The 16,781-nt window shown below is 42.1% G+C and carries 18 protein-coding genes; 15 read left to right on the top strand and 3 right to left on the bottom strand.

Annotated features, from left to right (window positions below; translation table 11 throughout):
• Nucleotides 1-7: 7 nt before the first annotated feature.
• The 6 genes from BMW59_RS12070 (at nt 8) to BMW59_RS12045 (ending at nt 6,131) form a co-directional block, all read left to right on the top strand.
• Entirely contained in the window at nt 8-718 is a 711-nt protein-coding gene (locus tag BMW59_RS12070; RefSeq protein ID WP_093052343.1) for a response regulator transcription factor, read from the top strand.
• A complete protein-coding gene (locus BMW59_RS12065) occupies nt 699-2,078 on the top strand; it encodes a sensor histidine kinase (protein WP_093052340.1) in 1,380 nt (459 codons plus the stop codon). Before BMW59_RS12070 ends, BMW59_RS12065 begins: the two co-directional genes overlap by 20 nt.
• Before the next feature lie 199 nt (nt 2,079-2,277).
• Nucleotides 2,278-3,363, top strand: coding sequence for an acyltransferase family protein (locus BMW59_RS12060; RefSeq protein WP_245733091.1), 1,086 nt, complete (start codon nt 2,278-2,280; stop codon nt 3,361-3,363).
• Between the two features lie 214 nt (nt 3,364-3,577).
• Entirely contained in the window at nt 3,578-4,375 is a 798-nt protein-coding gene (locus BMW59_RS12055; RefSeq protein ID WP_093052334.1) for an ABC transporter ATP-binding protein, read from the top strand.
• A 23-nt stretch (nt 4,376-4,398) separates the two neighbouring features.
• Nucleotides 4,399-5,361: an ABC transporter substrate-binding protein gene (locus BMW59_RS12050; RefSeq protein WP_093052331.1), complete on the top strand. Its 963-nt coding sequence runs from the start codon at nt 4,399-4,401 to the stop codon at nt 5,359-5,361.
• Between the two features lie 5 nt (nt 5,362-5,366).
• Nucleotides 5,367-6,131, top strand: coding sequence for an ABC transporter permease (locus tag BMW59_RS12045; protein WP_093052768.1), 765 nt, complete (start codon nt 5,367-5,369; stop codon nt 6,129-6,131).
• A gap of 23 nt (nt 6,132-6,154) precedes the next feature.
• Here the strand turns inward: BMW59_RS12045 and BMW59_RS12040 are convergent, their stop codons facing one another.
• On the bottom strand, nt 6,155-6,607 hold the full coding sequence (locus BMW59_RS12040; RefSeq protein ID WP_093052328.1) for a winged helix-turn-helix transcriptional regulator: 453 nt from the start codon (nt 6,605-6,607) through the stop codon (nt 6,155-6,157).
• A gap of 141 nt (nt 6,608-6,748) precedes the next feature.
• Here BMW59_RS12040 and BMW59_RS12035 point away from each other — a divergent pair, with 141 nt between their 5' ends.
• From BMW59_RS12035 to BMW59_RS12000, 8 genes are all read left to right on the top strand, one after another.
• Nucleotides 6,749-7,273, top strand: a complete 525-nt coding sequence (locus BMW59_RS12035; RefSeq protein WP_093052325.1) for a DUF4242 domain-containing protein — start codon at nt 6,749-6,751, stop codon at nt 7,271-7,273.
• A gap of 30 nt (nt 7,274-7,303) precedes the next feature.
• Nucleotides 7,304-8,365 carry an acyl-CoA dehydrogenase family protein gene (locus BMW59_RS12030; protein ID WP_093052322.1) on the top strand — a complete coding sequence of 354 codons (1,062 nt, stop codon included), beginning with the start codon at nt 7,304-7,306 and terminating at the stop codon, nt 8,363-8,365.
• Nucleotides 8,366-8,943: 578 nt separating this feature from the next.
• On the top strand, nt 8,944-9,381 hold the full coding sequence (locus BMW59_RS12025) for a hypothetical protein (RefSeq protein ID WP_177174329.1): 438 nt from the start codon (nt 8,944-8,946) through the stop codon (nt 9,379-9,381).
• A 27-nt stretch (nt 9,382-9,408) separates the two neighbouring features.
• Nucleotides 9,409-9,816: a hypothetical protein gene (locus BMW59_RS12020; RefSeq protein ID WP_093052317.1), complete on the top strand. Its 408-nt coding sequence runs from the start codon at nt 9,409-9,411 to the stop codon at nt 9,814-9,816.
• Between the two features lie 41 nt (nt 9,817-9,857).
• Nucleotides 9,858-10,487, top strand: a complete 630-nt coding sequence (locus BMW59_RS12015) for a TetR/AcrR family transcriptional regulator (RefSeq protein WP_093052314.1) — start codon at nt 9,858-9,860, stop codon at nt 10,485-10,487.
• Nucleotides 10,488-10,647: 160 nt separating this feature from the next.
• Nucleotides 10,648-11,286, top strand: a complete 639-nt coding sequence (locus BMW59_RS12010; protein ID WP_245733089.1) for a TetR/AcrR family transcriptional regulator — start codon at nt 10,648-10,650, stop codon at nt 11,284-11,286.
• Entirely contained in the window at nt 11,283-12,191 is a 909-nt protein-coding gene (locus BMW59_RS12005; protein WP_093052312.1) for an ABC transporter ATP-binding protein, read from the top strand. Before BMW59_RS12010 ends, BMW59_RS12005 begins: the two co-directional genes overlap by 4 nt.
• 5 nt (nt 12,192-12,196) lie before the next feature.
• Nucleotides 12,197-13,798 (top strand): ABC transporter permease, encoded by a 1,602-nt coding sequence (locus BMW59_RS12000; protein ID WP_093052309.1) that lies wholly within the window; start codon nt 12,197-12,199, stop codon nt 13,796-13,798.
• 656 nt (nt 13,799-14,454) lie between these two features.
• Here the strand turns inward: BMW59_RS12000 and BMW59_RS11990 are convergent.
• Both BMW59_RS11990 and BMW59_RS11985 read right to left on the bottom strand, forming a co-directional pair.
• Entirely contained in the window at nt 14,455-15,165 is a 711-nt protein-coding gene (locus BMW59_RS11990; protein ID WP_093052303.1) for a superoxide dismutase family protein, read from the bottom strand.
• Between the two features lie 94 nt (nt 15,166-15,259).
• A complete protein-coding gene (locus tag BMW59_RS11985; protein ID WP_093052300.1) occupies nt 15,260-16,165 on the bottom strand; it encodes a manganese catalase family protein in 906 nt (301 codons plus the stop codon).
• A gap of 220 nt (nt 16,166-16,385) precedes the next feature.
• On the opposite strand from BMW59_RS11985, the gene BMW59_RS11980 reads away from it, so the two are divergent.
• Nucleotides 16,386-16,745, top strand: a complete 360-nt coding sequence (locus BMW59_RS11980; protein WP_093052297.1) for a SpoIIAA family protein — start codon at nt 16,386-16,388, stop codon at nt 16,743-16,745.
• Nucleotides 16,746-16,781 lie beyond the last annotated feature (36 nt).

Genomic DNA, 16,781 nt, shown 5'->3' with positions numbered 1-16,781 from the left:
TGGCACTATGCCTGTTCAAGTAATGATAATTGAAGATGAACCAATGATGGTTGATGTGTTAACGGCTTATCTGGAAAAAGAGGGATATGATGTCGTTTCATCACCAAATGGAAAAGAAGGCCTGGACTTGTTTTGGAAAATTCAGCCTGACTTTCTCATCCTGGATTTAATGCTTCCTGATTTATCAGGTGAAGAAATATGTACCCGTATCCGCCAGCACACTGATACGCCAATCCTTATGCTCAGTGCCAAGTCTGCTGAAGATGAGAGGATCCAGGGGATATTACTCGGAGCGGATGATTATGTGACTAAACCATTCAGCCCGAAAGAAGTAATAGTGAGAATGGAAGCTATTCTGCGGCGCGCCGGGTTGTCGAGTAAGAAAAGTGTCCAGTCATATAATGGCGGCATGTTAGTCATTGATGATAAGAAAAAACTAGTTACCGTGAATGATAAAGAAGTGACATTGACACCTTTGGAATTTCACGTATTAACAGCAATGGCTAAAGAGCCGGGAAGAGTATTCAGCCGAACAGACCTGCTGGAAAAAATTCAGGAGGATCGTTTTTATGAAGGTTATGAACGAAGCATAGACGTCCATATTAAAAATTTACGAAAAAAAATTGAAAAGGACACAAGGAAACCAGAATATATAGTCACAGTATTCGGCATGGGATATAAATTCGGAGGGAAACGCGATGTTTCAAACCCTGTATAGCCGCTTGCTGGTTTTTTCATTAGTATTGTCGCTCGGAGGAATCTTATTTGTCGGGATTGCTGTTTTTTTCGGCTTTCAGGAGACATTCAGTGATTATGTGGAAACCCGCCGGGAAGAACAAATTATCCAGGCAGTGGAGCAAGTAGAAAATGATTATATCCAAAATGGGGCATTTACGAACCAGTCTCAAATGACTCTTCATCGTTTGACGATGCATGAAGATATTCACTTTCAGGTCTATTCTGCTGAAGAGGAGCTATTAATAGACAGCAGCCATATGAATCAGCATCAGAGGGGACAAATGCGGCGCGAGAGTAGTGGAGTGATGATGGGTGATCATCATATGGATTCAGAAAGCTTTGAGCTGTTTGCTGAGGGCGAACCGATCGGCACAATGTTCGTTTATTACCCTGCGACATTTGCGGGTACTGATAATCAGTTTCTTGCTGATTTCAGTCGTTATTTACTTCTTGCCTTAGTTGTTATGACCTGCTTAGCTGTTCTGTTCAGCTTTATTTTTTCAAAACAGTTATCCAAAGGAATTAAACAAATTGGCGGTGCCATGAAACTGCTGAAAAATCACCGTCATGCTTTGGCCCTTTCAACTGACCACAGTATACAGGAAATAAGAGACTTGTCTGAAGGAGTGAATGAACTGGCAAGGTCTCTTGAGAAAAGCGAGAAGCTGCGGAAGCAGTTCACAAGTGACCTTGCTCATGAATTGCGTACCCCGCTGTCTACACTCCGAAGCCAGCTTGAGGCGTTTCGTGACGGGGTTTTGGAAGTCACGCCTGAACGGCTGGAACAAAGTTATCTGGAATTAATGCGTCTCGTCAGGCTTGTAAATGAAATGGAAGAATTACATGCTGCCGAAAACCCGAGGTTAAAGCTTAATATTGAAAAGCTTCATTCAGCACAAATTCTTAAATCATTATACGAGAGGTTTAACCCTTCTTTTGAGGAAAAAGGAATTGACCTGAAAGTGGACACTGAGAAGTCGTACGTGTTTGCTGCCGATCCGGATCGGTTTACTCAAATAATGACCAATCTTTTAAATAATGCATGGAAATTTACGGATACGGGAAAAAAAGTAGAGATAACAGTTGACCAGGATGAGAACTTTACTACCTTTAATATTATGGATGAGGGAAAAGGGATGTCGGAAGAAGAACTGCAAAACGCATTCGAGCGTTTCTACCGCGGCGAAAAATCCAGAAACCGTGAAAGGGGCGGGCTTGGCATCGGCCTCTCCATTGTTAAGGCGTTAGTTGAAGCTCACCGGGGAAAATTAAACGTTAAAAGTGAGCCGGGAAAAGGGACAACTATTTCTGTATCTTTCCCAAATCAGGACCAGAGGTAAAAGCAAAGAGCTTCAAGTCTGGAAGAGATATCCCGGGAACTACGCAACCAGGATGAGCGTGCCTGTAGATGAAAAATAGATTCAAATCAGAACAGACTCTTCAGCCTGACTGGAAAGTTTTGTTGACTTTGCCCCTAAAATATCTCTTATAGAACGAATGATTATAGGCATGCTCTTATGTAAGAAGGGAAGTATTTATGTGAAAGAATCTAAGGTTATAAAAGAAATATACTGGTTGAGGGCGCTTGCTTGTCTGGCAGTGGTTGTGACCCATGCTGTGAACACAACGCTTTCCAACTATGAATATTCAATTGGCCAATATGAAGAATATTTACTGATTGCGTTTAGGTTTATCGCTTTTTTTGGTACGCCGGTATTTATATTTATTTCGGAATTTCTTTTAGCTCATTCGTATCCGAATGGGGTGCCTAAAGGTTTTTTGATCAAAAGGGTCAAATTCCTGCTAGCTCCGTTTGCCTTTATGGGCCTGGTATTTGCTTTTATAACGGCAGATACGTTGCAGGCTTTCACCCGGCAACTGGCACTAAATCTCTTTATAGGCGGTTATACAGGCTATTTTATATTAATAATTTTCCAGTTTTATCTCATGCATATGATTGCCCAACGCTTTTTAGAAAGGTCATCTCCGGTTAAAGTCATTGGTTTTTCCTTAGTCATTAACGTCATATATCTTGGTTTTTTCCATATGACTTCTCCACCGGCGATGTTTCTGGGAGAATATATTTGGGAGCGGGGCCACTGGCTCCCGGTGTTTGGATGGCTCTTTTATTTTACATTAGGTTACTATTGTGGAAGGCATTATCATGCAGTAATGGAGCAGCTTCTTCAGTACAGAAAAATTATTTACGGGTTGCCTTTCTTAAGTATAGGTCTTGTCTTTTTCCTGGTAAGGTATGACATTCTCACAGTCGTTTCCTCTAAAAGAATAGACTATCTGCTGTATACGCCCGCTTTAATTGCGGTTATATTACTGCTGACTTATAAACTTAAGAGAACTCCCCCACTAATTTTGTCGGTAAGTAAATATTCTTTTAATATTTATTTGCTCCATACTGTATTTCTTTACTATTTGCCTCCACTGGCAAATGTCCATCCTGTCCTGTACTTTATTATGGCAGTAGCCTTTAGTATTGCAGCGTCGGTGCTGGTCGTGAAGCTCACCTCTTCCGCAGCACTAAGCCCTTATTTAATAGGAAAAACGCTGCCGATTCCCAGGCAGCAACCCTCTATTAGGAGAAATAAAATTTTTCAGTTAAATCTTTAGTTTGATCAAAACCTCGTAATTAATTTACGGGGTTTTTTGTGTAAGTAATCCACGCAAAGGACTTTCTTGAGTTCCATTCGTCGAAATAGACAGAATTTCTAAAAATAATTATCATTTTAGGTTGTTTTTTTTAACTAAGTATCATAAAATGATTAAAACATAGTAAACAGGTAAGAATTATAAATTTAATGTTCTTACAAAGGTGGGCGAAAAAGTGAGTGTAACTGCTGAAAATAACCCTTTAGTTGAGTTAAAAGGCGTGGAAAAAGAATTTTCAAAACAGGGAGATTCAAAGAAAGTGTTGAGCGGCATTGATTTTGACATAAGGAAGGGAGAAGTCGTGTCTATATTAGGCCAAAGCGGATGCGGTAAAAGCACGCTGCTAAACTTGATCGGAGGGTTTGACAGTCCTACTGGAGGCGAATTGTTCTTTGATGGCAAGCAGGTGACGAAACCGTCCAGACGAGCGATCATGCTGTTTCAATATTATGCGTTGCTCCCTTGGCGGACGGTTTTGAAAAATGTAGAACTTGCCCTTGAACCGGAAGGGCTTTCTAAAGAAGAGAGCAGAGAAAGAGCCATTAGATATATTAAACTCGTCGGCCTTGAGAAAAGCATGGATCAGTTTCCTTCTGAACTGTCAGGCGGAATGCAGCAGAGAGTCGCCATCGCCCGGGCTCTGTCAATTCGTCCGGAACTTATATTAATGGATGAGCCTTTTGCGGCTTTAGATACATTTAACAGATATTATCTGCAGGATGAACTGCTCCGGATCCAGCAGCAGGAAGGAACTAATATTATTCTTGTGACTCACGATATTGATGAGGCTGTGTATCTTTCAGACCGGGTTTTCATTATGGACGCCAACCCCGGCACAGTAAGGAAAAAAATCACAGTAAAACTCCCTAAACCAAGGGACAGGGCACATAGCGATTTCCAATATTACCGGAAATGGATACTGGATGAATTCAATTTCAGTTACACACAGGACCAGCTTGATTTTAATATTTAAACAATTCCTAAAGGAGGGGAAGCATGAAAAAATCTCATACACTCAGCAGTTATATGCTGATAAGTTCTCTGTTTCTGTCAGCTTGTGCCACGCCTGTATCTGGGCCGGATGACAATAAAAACGATGTTATCAGACTCGGGCATCTACCGATTACTCATGCAGCGCCTCTCTATTTTACAAAGGAATTTGAAGAGGAGTATTTAGACGGAGCTGAAATTGAACTTATAAGGTTTGGAAGCTGGATTGAATTAATGGATGCGCTGAATGCAGGCAGAATTGATGGGGCCTCAGTCCTGTTCGAACTTGCAATGAAAGCGAAAGAAAGGGGAATCGGAATCAGTGCAGTGGCTTTAGGACACCGGGAAGGCAATGCCATTATGGCGGCGCATGATGTCGAAAGTCCTGCTGACCTGGCAGGAGAGACTGTCGCTATCCCCCACACCCTATCTGCCCATAACCTGCTCCTTGATGAAATGCTAAAGCGCGAAGGGATGGACTATGAGGACGTGAATGTCGTAGAAATGCCGCCTCCTGAAATGCCTTCGGCGCTGTCGGAAGGAAGGATTTCCAGTTATATTGTAGCGGAGCCTTTCGGAGCGCTGGGCGTCACGCTGGATACAGGACATGTGCTTCACCAGTCACACGAGTTTTGTCCGAATAACTGCTTATGCTGCGCGCTTGTGCTCCGTGATGATTTTATGGAAGATTCCCCTGAACTGGCAGAGCAGTTTGTGAAAGGTTACCTGGATGCCGGGGAAAGAGCGGGAGAGCAGACCGAAGAATCACTGGCCGCACATAAAAATTATTTAAATGTCACCGATGAGGCCCTCGAACTTTCATTAGACTGGATTTCATACGATAACTTAAGAATTTACGAGACAGAATATGAATTTTTGCGAGAACGCCTTATAGAAATGGGGCTGGCTGATGACCCGCCTTCATACGAGGATTTTGTAGACCAATCTTACTTTGAAGAAGAGACGTGATGCAGATGAAATACTTATCGACAGCCTTCTATGTAACAGCAGCTTTTGTTTTAGTGATAACCGTCTGGCAGCTCGTTATTTTTATCGGGGATTATCCTGAGGCGCTTCTGCCGTCCCCCTTAATGGTTTTTTACGGGATCATTACCCTTATACAGGACGGCACCTTATTTGAGCACGTCAGGGTCAGCCTGTTTCGTTTTTTCACAGGTTACTTGAGTGCCGTTGTGGTAGCTATTGCTTTGGGGCTGGTGCTGGGCCGGATGACTAAACTTTGGAGAGTTTTTGAACCGATTGTACAAGTGCTCAGGCCTGTGGCTCCTGTAGCCTGGTCACCGTTTATTGTGCTTTGGTTCGGAATCGGCAATATGCCGGCCATCGTTATCATATTTATTGCTGCTTTTTTTCCTGTTTTGCTTTCGACCGTTTCGGCGGTTAAAAAAATTGATAAGACATATTTGAAGCTTGCTCAAAACCTTGAAATAAAAGAAATGTCTCTGCTTTATAAAATTATTTTTCCGGCTGCCTTTCCTTTCATTGCAAATGGTCTCCATATAGCGGTAGGCACGGCGTGGATTTTCCTTGTGGCTGGAGAAATGATCGGAGCCCAGTCAGGGCTGGGATACTTGATTGTTGATTCAAGAAATGCTTTGGACCTGGATCTTGTACTGGCAGGAATTATCTTTATCGGTGTCCTTGGGCTTCTTCTTGATAAGGCCGTAGGGCTGTTTGAAAAATGGGTCGGTAAACAGTGGGGCGTGCAAAGCAATTAATATATAAAAAACACCCGTCACTGTCAGCGGGTGTAGAGGTCAGAGGTTACAGTGGAGATCGTGTTGATTTCCGATTTATCAACTGTTTTTTTACAAGAAGGGCAGTAATAGCTAAGTTCGACTTCATGCTGGCAGTCTGAATGAACCATTTTCTTGTAGCAGTGATCCAGATGATCGCGGCCCCATAAGAGCAAAGCATCAAATACAGGTTCGAGGTCTCTGCCGCTTTCGGTCAATTTATACTGGTAGCGGGGAGGGTGCTTTGTATAAACTTCGGTCTCGACCAACCCGGCTTTTTCCAGATGTTTCAGCCTGTCTGATAATAAGTTGGCTGAAATGCCTTCCAGATTTTTTTTCAGTTCATTAAATGTCTGGTGGCCGATAAGAATGTCATGGAGGATCAGCAACGTCCAGCGGTCCCCGACAATATTGAGAGTTTGAGCAATATTACATGGCAGTTTGTAACGTTCTTTCATCTTGATCATAGCTCCTTAAGGAAAAGTCTGTGGATATTATAACGTAACATGACTAAATTAAACAACTAAGTTGATTTTTTAAACTTAGTATAATAAAATAACTTAAAAGTTCGAAAATATAATTTTTCAGGAGGGATTCAGTTGGGACTGTATTTAGTGGAATCAACTTTAAATGAATCAATTAAGGATGAGGCATCATTTGAAAAGAAAGTGGAGCAGCTTCAGAGCCAGCTTCAAACGAGTGAACTGATTGAAGTTCAAGTAGCAAGTGATTTTACGCGGGCATTCTTTATTTTTGAAGCGGAAAAAGAAGCGTCTTTAAAAGCATCGCTGGAATTGCTCGGCCTGCCTGTAGCCTTAACTAAAGAAGTAAGAATTGTAGGGCAGGATCTGGAGGAAGCAAAACAGCAAAAAGAGAAGATTAATTATCTCGTTGAATGGAACCTCCCGGAGAACTTAACAATGGACCAGTACCTGGAGAGAAAGAAAAAGAATTCCGTTCATTATGCGGAAGTTCCTGAAGTCTCTTTCTCCCGCACGTATGTGTGTGAAGATATGTCAAAATGCCTTTGCTTTTATGATGCGCCGGACGATGAAGCGGTTGTTCGGGCCCGTGATGCGGTCAAAGCACCAATTGACCAAATCACACAACTCAAGAAAAAATAAATTGAAGACTGTTGGCGAGGAGGGAAAGAAGTGGTGATTACCGGCAACAAGAACGAACTGGATACGCTGCTTGATAATGACTTAAAACCGCTCGTAAGAAAAATAGATGAGCAGGCCCTTTATCCGGAAGGCGTTTTGCAGGCGATTGGTAAAAAAGGATTTTTGCGCTCTTCAGAAGGTAAGCTTAAAGAGCAGGCTTTCGAGGAAATGAAGGTAGTAAAGAGAATATCAGAGTATTGTATGACGACAGGCTTTAATTTATGGTGCCATTTAGCCGCACTCACTTACCTCCGCCATACTCCAAATCGTGAACTTAGAGAACGGATGCTGCCGGATTTGGAAAATGGAGAGATACTGGGCGGTACAGGACTGTCAAATCCTATGAAGTATTATGCCGGACTTGAAAAGCTTCATTTAAAAGCTGAACCGACAGACGGAGGATACCTTCTTTCCGGTGTGCTGCCTGCCGTTTCCAACCTTGGGCCCGGTCACTGGTTTGGAGTGATTGCCGATACAGATGAGGACCGCCGTGTTATGCTGTTTATTTCCGGAAGCCAGGCCGGTCTGACACTGAAAGAAAAAGTATCCTACCTTGGCATAAACGGCAGCGCGACTTACTCATGCTCTTTCAAAGAGGTGTTTATTCCTGAAACCCAAATTCTTTCCGAGGACGCAGATTCATTTGTGAAGCAGATTCGCCCTTATTTCGTAGCTTACCAGATTCCATTAGGCCTGGGCGTCACTCAGGCAGCCGTATCATCAATTGAAAGATGCGAGTCTAAACAAAGCGGCTGCAACAGTTATTTACCTGTTCAGGCAGAAGATGTGTCAGAGAGACTTAAAGGACAGGAAGACAAACTGGAAGTTATTTTTTCTCATTCAAAAGATGAGCTGCGGTGGGAGGATATGCTGAAAATCAGAAAAGATACAGCGTATTTGACCCTCGAGGCTGTAAATACAGCGATGCTTCATACTGGTGGAGGCGCTTATTTAAAAACGAGCCCGGACGCACGCAGACTCCGTGAAACCTACTTCTTTCTAAACCTTACACCAACAGTCAAACATCTCGAAAAAATGCTATCAACCTTATAACTAATTGAAGGGGCTGTCCCAAAAGGAAAACTTTTGAGGACAGCCCTTTTTCCTTTTATTAAGTGAGCGGGCGGATAAGGATAAGGGTAAGAATAAGGATAAGACCCACTCAGCTATAACTGAAGTAGTCGAGCGGATGATATATCGAAAATAAGACCTACTCAGAAAGCCGTACGGCAAGTGAGTGGATAATAAAACGGAAATAAGGTCTGCTCAGGCATTGCTGAGGCAGTCGAGCGGACGATATATCGAAAATAAGGTCCACTCAGCAGACGGCACGGCAGGTGAGTGGCCTTTTTATAATGGAATATTTATCAATAAACTTAAACTCTTCCTATTCTAATTAAAATATGGAAGAGAGTATAATACCGGAATTAATAAAAAAACTTCTGGGGCAGCCTCAGTTTTTTCGTGCGCTATAAAAGTTAAATCTGTTATAGAAGTAAAGTAATAAAGCTGTCAACAGGACTTGGGAGTCAGCCAAGTTATTTAATAAAGTTTTGAAGTTTGTAACAAACTTCGGTTAACAGCTATTGAGCAGTGTGAGACAGTAATTTATAATGTGACTATAGAGTCATATGACTTTATGGTCACATATGAGAGGCGGCGTAGATATGAATTACTTCCAGGCAGGCAGTATCGTTTTTGGGATAATCTTAATTACAGTCAGGCTGACTATGCACGTAATCCCTGAAAAATGGAATCAGTTTGAACTAAACCGGGTTTATACCGAAAAAAGGCCTCAGTGGGTCTGGCTGGGAGGATTTATTTCGATGATCATCACAGGCGTTACCTGGTACAAGCAGGTCACCACAGAGGTCAGCTTTTCTATTGCCTTTACTCTTATCATTAGTCTGACACTGGTGAAAGTGTGGCAAGTCATTTTTAATTACAATCAATTCAGGGCATTCGCCATAAAAGCTTTAACAGAAGACAGAACAATCATTATTAAAATTAATATCTTTACTACCGTTCTTGGAGTGCTTTTAATCGTGTTAGGTGTTTGGGTCTATTAATAGTTTTTTTATGGAGGAGGGAGAATAATGGATTTAAATGTGTTTGCGTTCGTCAGCATCATATTAGCTTTTTCAGCCTTTATAAAAGTATTCTTTGGCGTTTTTTATCATGAGCAATTGTATGATTGGGCCAAAAAACATTACTCACAGGAAAAATGGTCCACACCTGTAAAAGGGCTTCTCATTTATGCGGTAGCTCTGTTTTTATTAGTATGGTACGCCACTTTAACCGGATATATCGCATACGGATGGATTTTAACTGTTTTTATCACACTGGCTTCTTTAAAAACAGTAACCCTTTTATTTAATTGGGAGCACACATCGCCCAAGTTTGTAGCCTTTATAGACAAATCTGGGAAAAAACTATGGTTTGTTGATCTGTTTGTAGCAGTGATTGGCTTCCTGTTTCTATGGCTGGGGTTAATGGTTTATTAAGATAAGCGAAATTTAGATCAAAATAAATAGGAGGAAATAAGATGCCAAAGAAAACGTTTATGAACCTTTCTAAGGACAAAAAAGAAAGGATCCTGAACGTGATGATTGATGAATTTTACGAGCATGGGTATGAGAATGCAAGTATCAGCAGAATCGTCGCGAGTGCCGGAATTGCTAAAGGAAGCTTTTATCAGTACTTTAATGATAAGCAGGATATGTTTAAATATATGATAGATGTCATGAGACAGGAAAAATTGACCTATTTGGAAACAATAAGTGCGGATGAATTTAAAAGTGATTTTTTTGCCCTTCTCAGGAAATTGCTCAAAGGGGGACTGGCTTTTCTGAGAGACCATCCTAAGCAGGCGGTGATCTATGACCGGTTCATGGCAAGCGCAGATGAGGCAGTCAAAAAAGGTGTCATGGGAGAAGGTATCAATGCCAGTAACGTATTTTTGGAAAAGATTCTCCATGAACGGAAGGCTGCAAACGAATTATCCTCTGACCTAGATGTCCGGTTTATGGCCCACATCTTAACATCAGTTTCACTTTCATTCGGCGAATATTTCCGAAATCAGTATGAGGATTTGAGTAAAATAAAAGATGAAGAGTATGATCATATAGTCGAGCAGACAATTAAGCTGTTTCAGTATGGCATAGGAAAAATGTAACAGACTAAAAGGCATCAGGGTTTCCCGCCCTGGTGCCTTAAATAAATGTACAAATATTTACACAAATTGATATTGACCATCCTGGTCGTCCAGAGGTATACTTAAATCGACCACATTGGTCTAAATGATAATCGTTAAAGGAGAGGGGGCTGATTAAAGAGTGACACACCTCTTTGAAAGCCTGGAGGAAGAGAAAAAGCAGCGGATATTAAATGCGGCTTTAAATGAGTTTGCTGACCATGGTTTTGAGCGGGCCTCAACGAACAGAATTGTCAAACATGCCAAAATAGGCAAAGGCATGCTGTTCCATTATTTTAATACTAAAAAAGACCTTTATCATTATTTACTTCACTACTGTTTAGACAAAACGATCAATGACTACCTTAAGCAGATAGACATCACTGAAAGGGATTTTATTGAACGCTTTAAAAAAGCAGGAGAACTGAAAATGGAACTGTTTGCTGAACATCCGAATGTACTGAACTTTCTTGGTACGTTTTTTTTAGCAGATATTAAAGAGTTGCCCGAAGATATACAGGCGAAATATACCCAGCTTCAAAAAGAAGGTTACGAAAAGATTTACAGTAATATCGATTATTCATTATTCAGGGAAAATACAGATGTGGAAAAAGCTTTTAAAATGATCAACTGGGTGATAGAAGGCTATGAAAGAGAATTGAAAGCTTCTCTGAAAGGGCAGTCTTTCTCTGAACTTAATATGGAACCGTATTTTAAGGAGTTTTATAAGTATCTGGATATGCTGAAAAGTGCTTTTTATAAAAAGGAGGAGGGAAAATGAGTGTAATCAGCGCAAAAGGCCTTACTAAAAATTTCGGCAAATTTAAAGCATTAAATGGTGTTAACCTTGAGGTAGATAAAGGGGAAGTCTACGGCTTTATTGGTCCTAATGGGGCTGGCAAGTCAACGACAATCCGCGTTCTGCTGGGGGTATTAAAAGCAACAGAAGGGAAAGCAGAAATATTCGGAATGGATGCCTGGTCAGAGGCTGTGGAAATCCATAAGCGGATCGCTTATGTACCCGGGGATGTCAATCTCTGGCCGAATTTAACAGGGGGAGAAGTTATTGACCTGTTCGTTAAATTACGAGGGGGCAGCCAAAGGAGAAAGAGAGAAGAGCTTATTGACCGGTTTAAACTGGATCCTTCAAAAAAATGCCGGACGTATTCTAAAGGGAACAGGCAGAAAGTAGCGCTTGTAGCAGCCTTTTCTTCAGAAGCCGATCTTTATATACTGGATGAGCCTACCTCAGGACTGGACCCTCTTATGGAACGGGTGTTTCAGGAATGTGTTAAGGAAGCAAAAAATGAAGGTAAAAGTATTTTACTTTCCAGCCATATCCTTTCAGAAGTAGAAAGGCTTTGTGACAAAGTAGGTATTATCCGCGAAGGAAAAATGATTGAATCAGGTACTCTGGAAGAACTGCGTCATTTAACAAGAACGCAGCTTCACGTTGAAACGAGAGAACCTTCGCCTGGCCTGGTTAAAATTCCAGGAGTTCATAATTTGCAGAAAAACGGCCGGGCTGCTACTTTCCAGGTGGATTCTGAAAAACTTGAGGATGTCATCAGCTATCTCAGTTCATACGGTGTGTTAAAGCTGGAGAGCGCGCCGCCGAAACTTGAAGACCTGTTTATGCGCCACTATAAAGGGGAAAACAGCGGTCCTGTTGGAGAGGGAGGGTGAACCTGATGAAAAGCCGGCTTTTTAAGAACATATCCACACTTTCCAGATTTATTTTTAAAAAAGACAGGTTTAAAATGGCGTTGTGGATTGTGGGGATCGTTGGATTTACACTGGCTGTAGCGGTGGCTTTCCCGGATTTATACCGCACAGCTGCCGAGCGTCAGCAGCTGGCAGCATCAATGGTTAACCCCGCTGTTACAGCCCTCGTCGGACGAGGGTACGGCTTGGATGATTATACGTACGGGGCTATGATGGCTCATCAAATGCTTGGTATGACGACCATCATTGCTGGTCTGATGAATATCCTTCTAGTCGCAAAACATACCCGGGCCGACGAAGAAGCAGGACTGACAGAGATGATTCTCTCTCTGCCTTCAGGCAGGCTTTCAACTATGGGGGCTTCTATGGCAGTGATGGCTGTTTTGAATAGTATTATGGCTGTTGCCGTTGGATTAGGATTATTCTCTACCGGAATAGAGAGCCTTGATTTGGAAGGATCACTGTTATATGGCGCTGTAATCGGAGCAATAGGACTGTTTTTTGCAGCGGTGACTGCCTTGTGCGCCCAGTTAACGGAAAGCACCCGGGGGACGATAGGACTTTCAATTGCTGTACTCGGTGGGGCTTATCTTATTCGGGCAGCCGGCGATGTAAGTAATGAAACGCTGTCCTGGTTCTCCCCAATCGGGTGGGTGCTTGGAACTGAAACTTACGTAAATAACTACTGGTGGCCGATCATATTAACGCTCGCTGCCACTTTATGTATAGCTGTTTTAGCCTTTTACTTAAATACAATTAGAGATGTGGGGGCAGGCTTTTTTCCGTCCAAACCTGGCAGGATGACGGCTTCTCTATTTCTTCGCAGCCCGTTTGGCCTTGCTTTGAGGCTTCAGCGCAGCTCGCTGGTTTTTTGGACATTAGGTATAGTGGTGTTAGCTGTCACCTATGGATCGGTTTTAGGTGAAACTGAAATCTACTTTGAAGATATTGAGTTTATGGAAGAATTTCTTCCTGTGATGGAAGGCGTCAGTTTAACAGACCAGTTTCTGGCTGTGTTAATGGCAGTAATGGCTATTATTATTACTATTCCTGCCTTGTTAATGATACTGAAACTGAAAGGAGAAGAAAAAAATCAGCGGCTCGAGTCTCTTTTCAGTTTGCCAGTCTCCCGAATAAGAATGATGGGAAGCTATTTATTATTAGCAATGCTTAGCAGTGTCTTTTTACTCCTTGTATCTGGCTTGGCTATGGGAAGTATGGGAGTAGCAGTCATTGAAGAGGCCGAATTAGCTCCATTTATAACCTCCAGTCTGGTCTACTTGCCTGCAGTGTGGGTAATGCTCGCAGTCACCGCCTTATTGATCGGTTTTTTGCCGAAATACACCGGGTTGATTTGGCTTTATTTAGGTTTTTCCTTTATGACAGTATATTTTGGAGACCTTTTTCAGATGCCTGGCTGGCTCACAGGGTTAACTCCTTTTGACCATGTTCCGGGGATGCCGGTGGATGAATTCAATTTTATGTCTGCTGCTGTCATGATAATTGTGGCCGTTACTATTGGCGCTGCCGGTTTCTTTGGGTATTTAAAACGGGATATCCATGGATAAAACCAGAGTCGGTGGATTTTGCGGAAGAATGGTTTAACGAAAGAGGGAAATAGGTTGAAAAAGGAGCGTGCTTTTTACTTAGAAGGACGCTCCTTTTCTATTAATTTTTTAATATGGTCTTTTGGTTCCCAGCAGTTGAACTGGTAGTGGGACTTTGTTTTAAATCCTAATCTGGCACAATAATATTTAGTGCCTTGTGGCGTTTTCGAAACTGCAAAATGAATACAGGTGGCACAGCAGTGGTAATTTTTCATTTAACATCCGTCCTTTCCAGCCGGATAATATGCAGCCAGAGATGGAATTATCATAACATAAATTAGGAAAACAGATTTAAATGAACGTTTGTTTAAAGCATACCAGACAGTGATCTATCGCAGGAATCGCCTCCTGTGAGTTCTTCACCCGCACGACATTTGGAATATATACCTATGCTCTGAGTACATCCTGCTCGCCGCCAGACATATTCCTGAGAAGGCTTGTTGACTCGGTAAGCAAATAGATGCTTAATGCAGAAAAATCCAGTTTCAGCTTTCACAAAAAGTCGGGCGATGTTGAAGCGGTAAGTAATTTCCCGGGAAATGTCTAATCCTTTCGAAAATCAATACAGGGAGAAATAAAAGAGGCCAGCTTTCCCTGTGAAAAGCTGGTTGATGCTCTTATCCCTCTTCTACCACTCCGCACGCAGATCGGGCACCAGAATCGCCGGTATCAAGAGTTTCTTCATCCGGACCTGGTTCATCGCTTTCCTCTGACTGGTAACGTTCAGGAATGTGACCAAAATTGTCAGGGTCTTCATGGATAATAACGACGGTTTCATCTTCAAGGATCTGATCAGCAGTGAATTTATCTGTTTTGAAAGACATCTTTGCGGTCCCATCTTCGTTCACATATAGGGAAGGCATATCTCCAGCATGCTCGGCGTGATTCCCACCATCAGGGTTATAGTGCCCGCCTGCTGATGAGAAAGGCTCATCCTCATCAGGTTCGCAAATCGCTTCTTCGTGAATATGAAAACCATGATAGCCTTCTTCAAGGTTTTCTACGTCTGCTTCAACACGTAAGCGGTCCTCATCCTCGTAAAAAAGAATGGTTCCCAAAAATTCACCATCCGTATTATTCATTTCAGCTTGAGCCGCGGCCTCTGATTCCTCATCTACTTCATTGTTACCATTGATTTCATTAGTGTTATCTTCGTTATTATTCTCATCGTTATTATTCTGGGACTGAATTGTTCCTGTGGTATTATTGTCAGGGCTGTTGTTCGCAGCATTGTTTGCAGTTTCCTGGTTTTCGCCGTTTTCTCCGCAGCCTGCCAGTAACACAGCGCCTAAAAGAGGTGTAAGCATTTTATATGTGTAATGTTTCATAACTAAAACTCCTTTCTTATTAAAAAAGCTGTTTTAAAAGCCAGCAAGGACTGCTTCTTTTAAAGAAGCAGTCCTTTATTAATTTTCAGTCAGTTTACATGCCGGCTTCATATTGAAGACGTTTGGACAATTCTCTGAACTGCTCTTCATCAAAACCTGGTGCAAATTCTTCAGGAATATGCTCCAAGTCAGGAATTTCGCCGCCTTCAGGTGTTCCATCGACGACTTCCAGTTCACCTGGAGGCCCGATCGGAGTAGGGCCCGTCCAAATTCTGTTAAGCAATCCGTAGTCCTGGTCACTGAATCGATATAGTTTAAGGTGGGAACCTTCTTCTTCAAATTTTCTGGCGTGGTCAAACTTAGAGTTATCCAAATCAGGCACAGGAAGCATCTTTTGTACGTCCACTCCTGTCACTTTTTCAAGAGCTTTGGCATATGCCACTGCATGGACACTTCCCCGCACGAGCAGGTAGCCGCAGAGCTCACGGGCTGTTTCATTATCAGTCATTTGATAGACGCGCATTTTATGTGTACGTGCACCGCATTCAAGGTAAAAGTTATGGAGTAAATCATTGACTAAATTTCCACTGGAGAACACATTATCTCCTGACCATGGTTTCCCCGCGGAATCAGCTGCCACTGAATTTTGTCCCCCCAGCAAAAACTGGAACATATTCGGGATACCTAATGCCTCTCGAAGAGGAGTCTCGTCCGGATTTGTGTTTCCGTTTCCAACTGATCCGTTTAAGTTAAGGTTAATGGTATTAGAGACTAACTCCACGTGTCCTAATTCTTCTGCGGTAATACTAGCGATTAATTCATAAAAAGGCCGCAGCTTCTTTTTGCTCCGGAAGTTAAACGACTGGAACATGTAGTTATTCAACGTTGACATTTCACCGAACCGTCCTCCTAATAACTCCTGAACAACACCTGCTGCTTCAGGATCGGGCTTGCTTGGCTGGGGCAGGCTGATTTGCAGTTTATCAATTCGTTTAAACAAAGTGAAAACCTCCTATAATAGATTCGGTGCACCCATTAAAAGCGCTTCCCTGCCAGGGATTTCCTAAAACTGATTACAGGAAAAAAAGAAAAAACAAACCAATTTACCCATGTCTTAATACTTGTAGAAAACTGCTTCCCGCTTCGGTTTTTATTCGAAAGTTTCCCAGAAGACTGTTTTGGTAATAGAGTCTTTATAGAGACCTTATGGAGGTGTTAAGATGATTAGAAAACTTGAGACATCGCGTGAAAATATTCTCGAATATGAAGTGATCGATAAATTGACAGAGGAAGAGAATGAACAGGTACTGGACGAAGTCAGGCAATGTATCAGGAAGTATGGAAAAGTAAGATTCCTTGTGCGTCTTAAGGATATGCCGCATACAGAATTGTCGGCGATCGATGACAGGCTTAAATTCGCGAAAGAGCATATGTCGCAAATAGAAAAATACGCATTGGTGACTGACTATGATGCCGCAGAATATATCGGAAAATTTGCTGATAAACTGACCAGCATTAATGTACGCCAGTTTGCGAAAGACGAAGAAGAGATGGCCAGGTCATGGGTAAGAGAGGACTAAAGGTGCTTTCTGACTCCGTATAAACTTATCGGAAGG

Source organism: Salipaludibacillus aurantiacus (assembly GCF_900111295.1).
GTDB classification, from domain to species: Bacteria; Bacillota; Bacilli; order Bacillales; family Salisediminibacteriaceae; genus Salipaludibacillus; species Salipaludibacillus aurantiacus.
The sequence above is the reverse complement of the archived record's forward strand: the minus strand, read 5'-3'. Positions and strand labels throughout refer to the sequence as shown.

What these genes read in the sequence shown, in the direction of transcription:
- BMW59_RS12070 (WP_093052343.1), top strand. Translation starts at nt 8, where the DNA reads ATGCCTGTTCAAGTAATGATAATTGAAGATGAACCAATGATGGTTGAT.
- BMW59_RS12065 (WP_093052340.1), top strand. Translation starts at nt 699, where the DNA reads ATGTTTCAAACCCTGTATAGCCGCTTGCTGGTTTTTTCATTAGTATTG.
- BMW59_RS12050 (WP_093052331.1), top strand. Translation starts at nt 4,399, where the DNA reads ATGAAAAAATCTCATACACTCAGCAGTTATATGCTGATAAGTTCTCTG.
- BMW59_RS12045 (WP_093052768.1), top strand. Translation starts at nt 5,367, where the DNA reads ATGAAATACTTATCGACAGCCTTCTATGTAACAGCAGCTTTTGTTTTA.
- BMW59_RS12040 (WP_093052328.1), bottom strand. Translation starts at nt 6,607, where the DNA reads ATGAAAGAACGTTACAAACTGCCATGTAATATTGCTCAAACTCTCAAT.
- BMW59_RS12025 (WP_177174329.1), top strand. Translation starts at nt 8,944, where the DNA reads ATGACTTTATGGTCACATATGAGAGGCGGCGTAGATATGAATTACTTC.
- BMW59_RS12020 (WP_093052317.1), top strand. Translation starts at nt 9,409, where the DNA reads ATGGATTTAAATGTGTTTGCGTTCGTCAGCATCATATTAGCTTTTTCA.
- BMW59_RS12015 (WP_093052314.1), top strand. Translation starts at nt 9,858, where the DNA reads ATGCCAAAGAAAACGTTTATGAACCTTTCTAAGGACAAAAAAGAAAGG.
- BMW59_RS12005 (WP_093052312.1), top strand. Translation starts at nt 11,283, where the DNA reads ATGAGTGTAATCAGCGCAAAAGGCCTTACTAAAAATTTCGGCAAATTT.
- BMW59_RS12000 (WP_093052309.1), top strand. Translation starts at nt 12,197, where the DNA reads ATGAAAAGCCGGCTTTTTAAGAACATATCCACACTTTCCAGATTTATT.
- BMW59_RS11990 (WP_093052303.1), bottom strand. Translation starts at nt 15,165, where the DNA reads ATGAAACATTACACATATAAAATGCTTACACCTCTTTTAGGCGCTGTG.
- BMW59_RS11980 (WP_093052297.1), top strand. Translation starts at nt 16,386, where the DNA reads ATGATTAGAAAACTTGAGACATCGCGTGAAAATATTCTCGAATATGAA.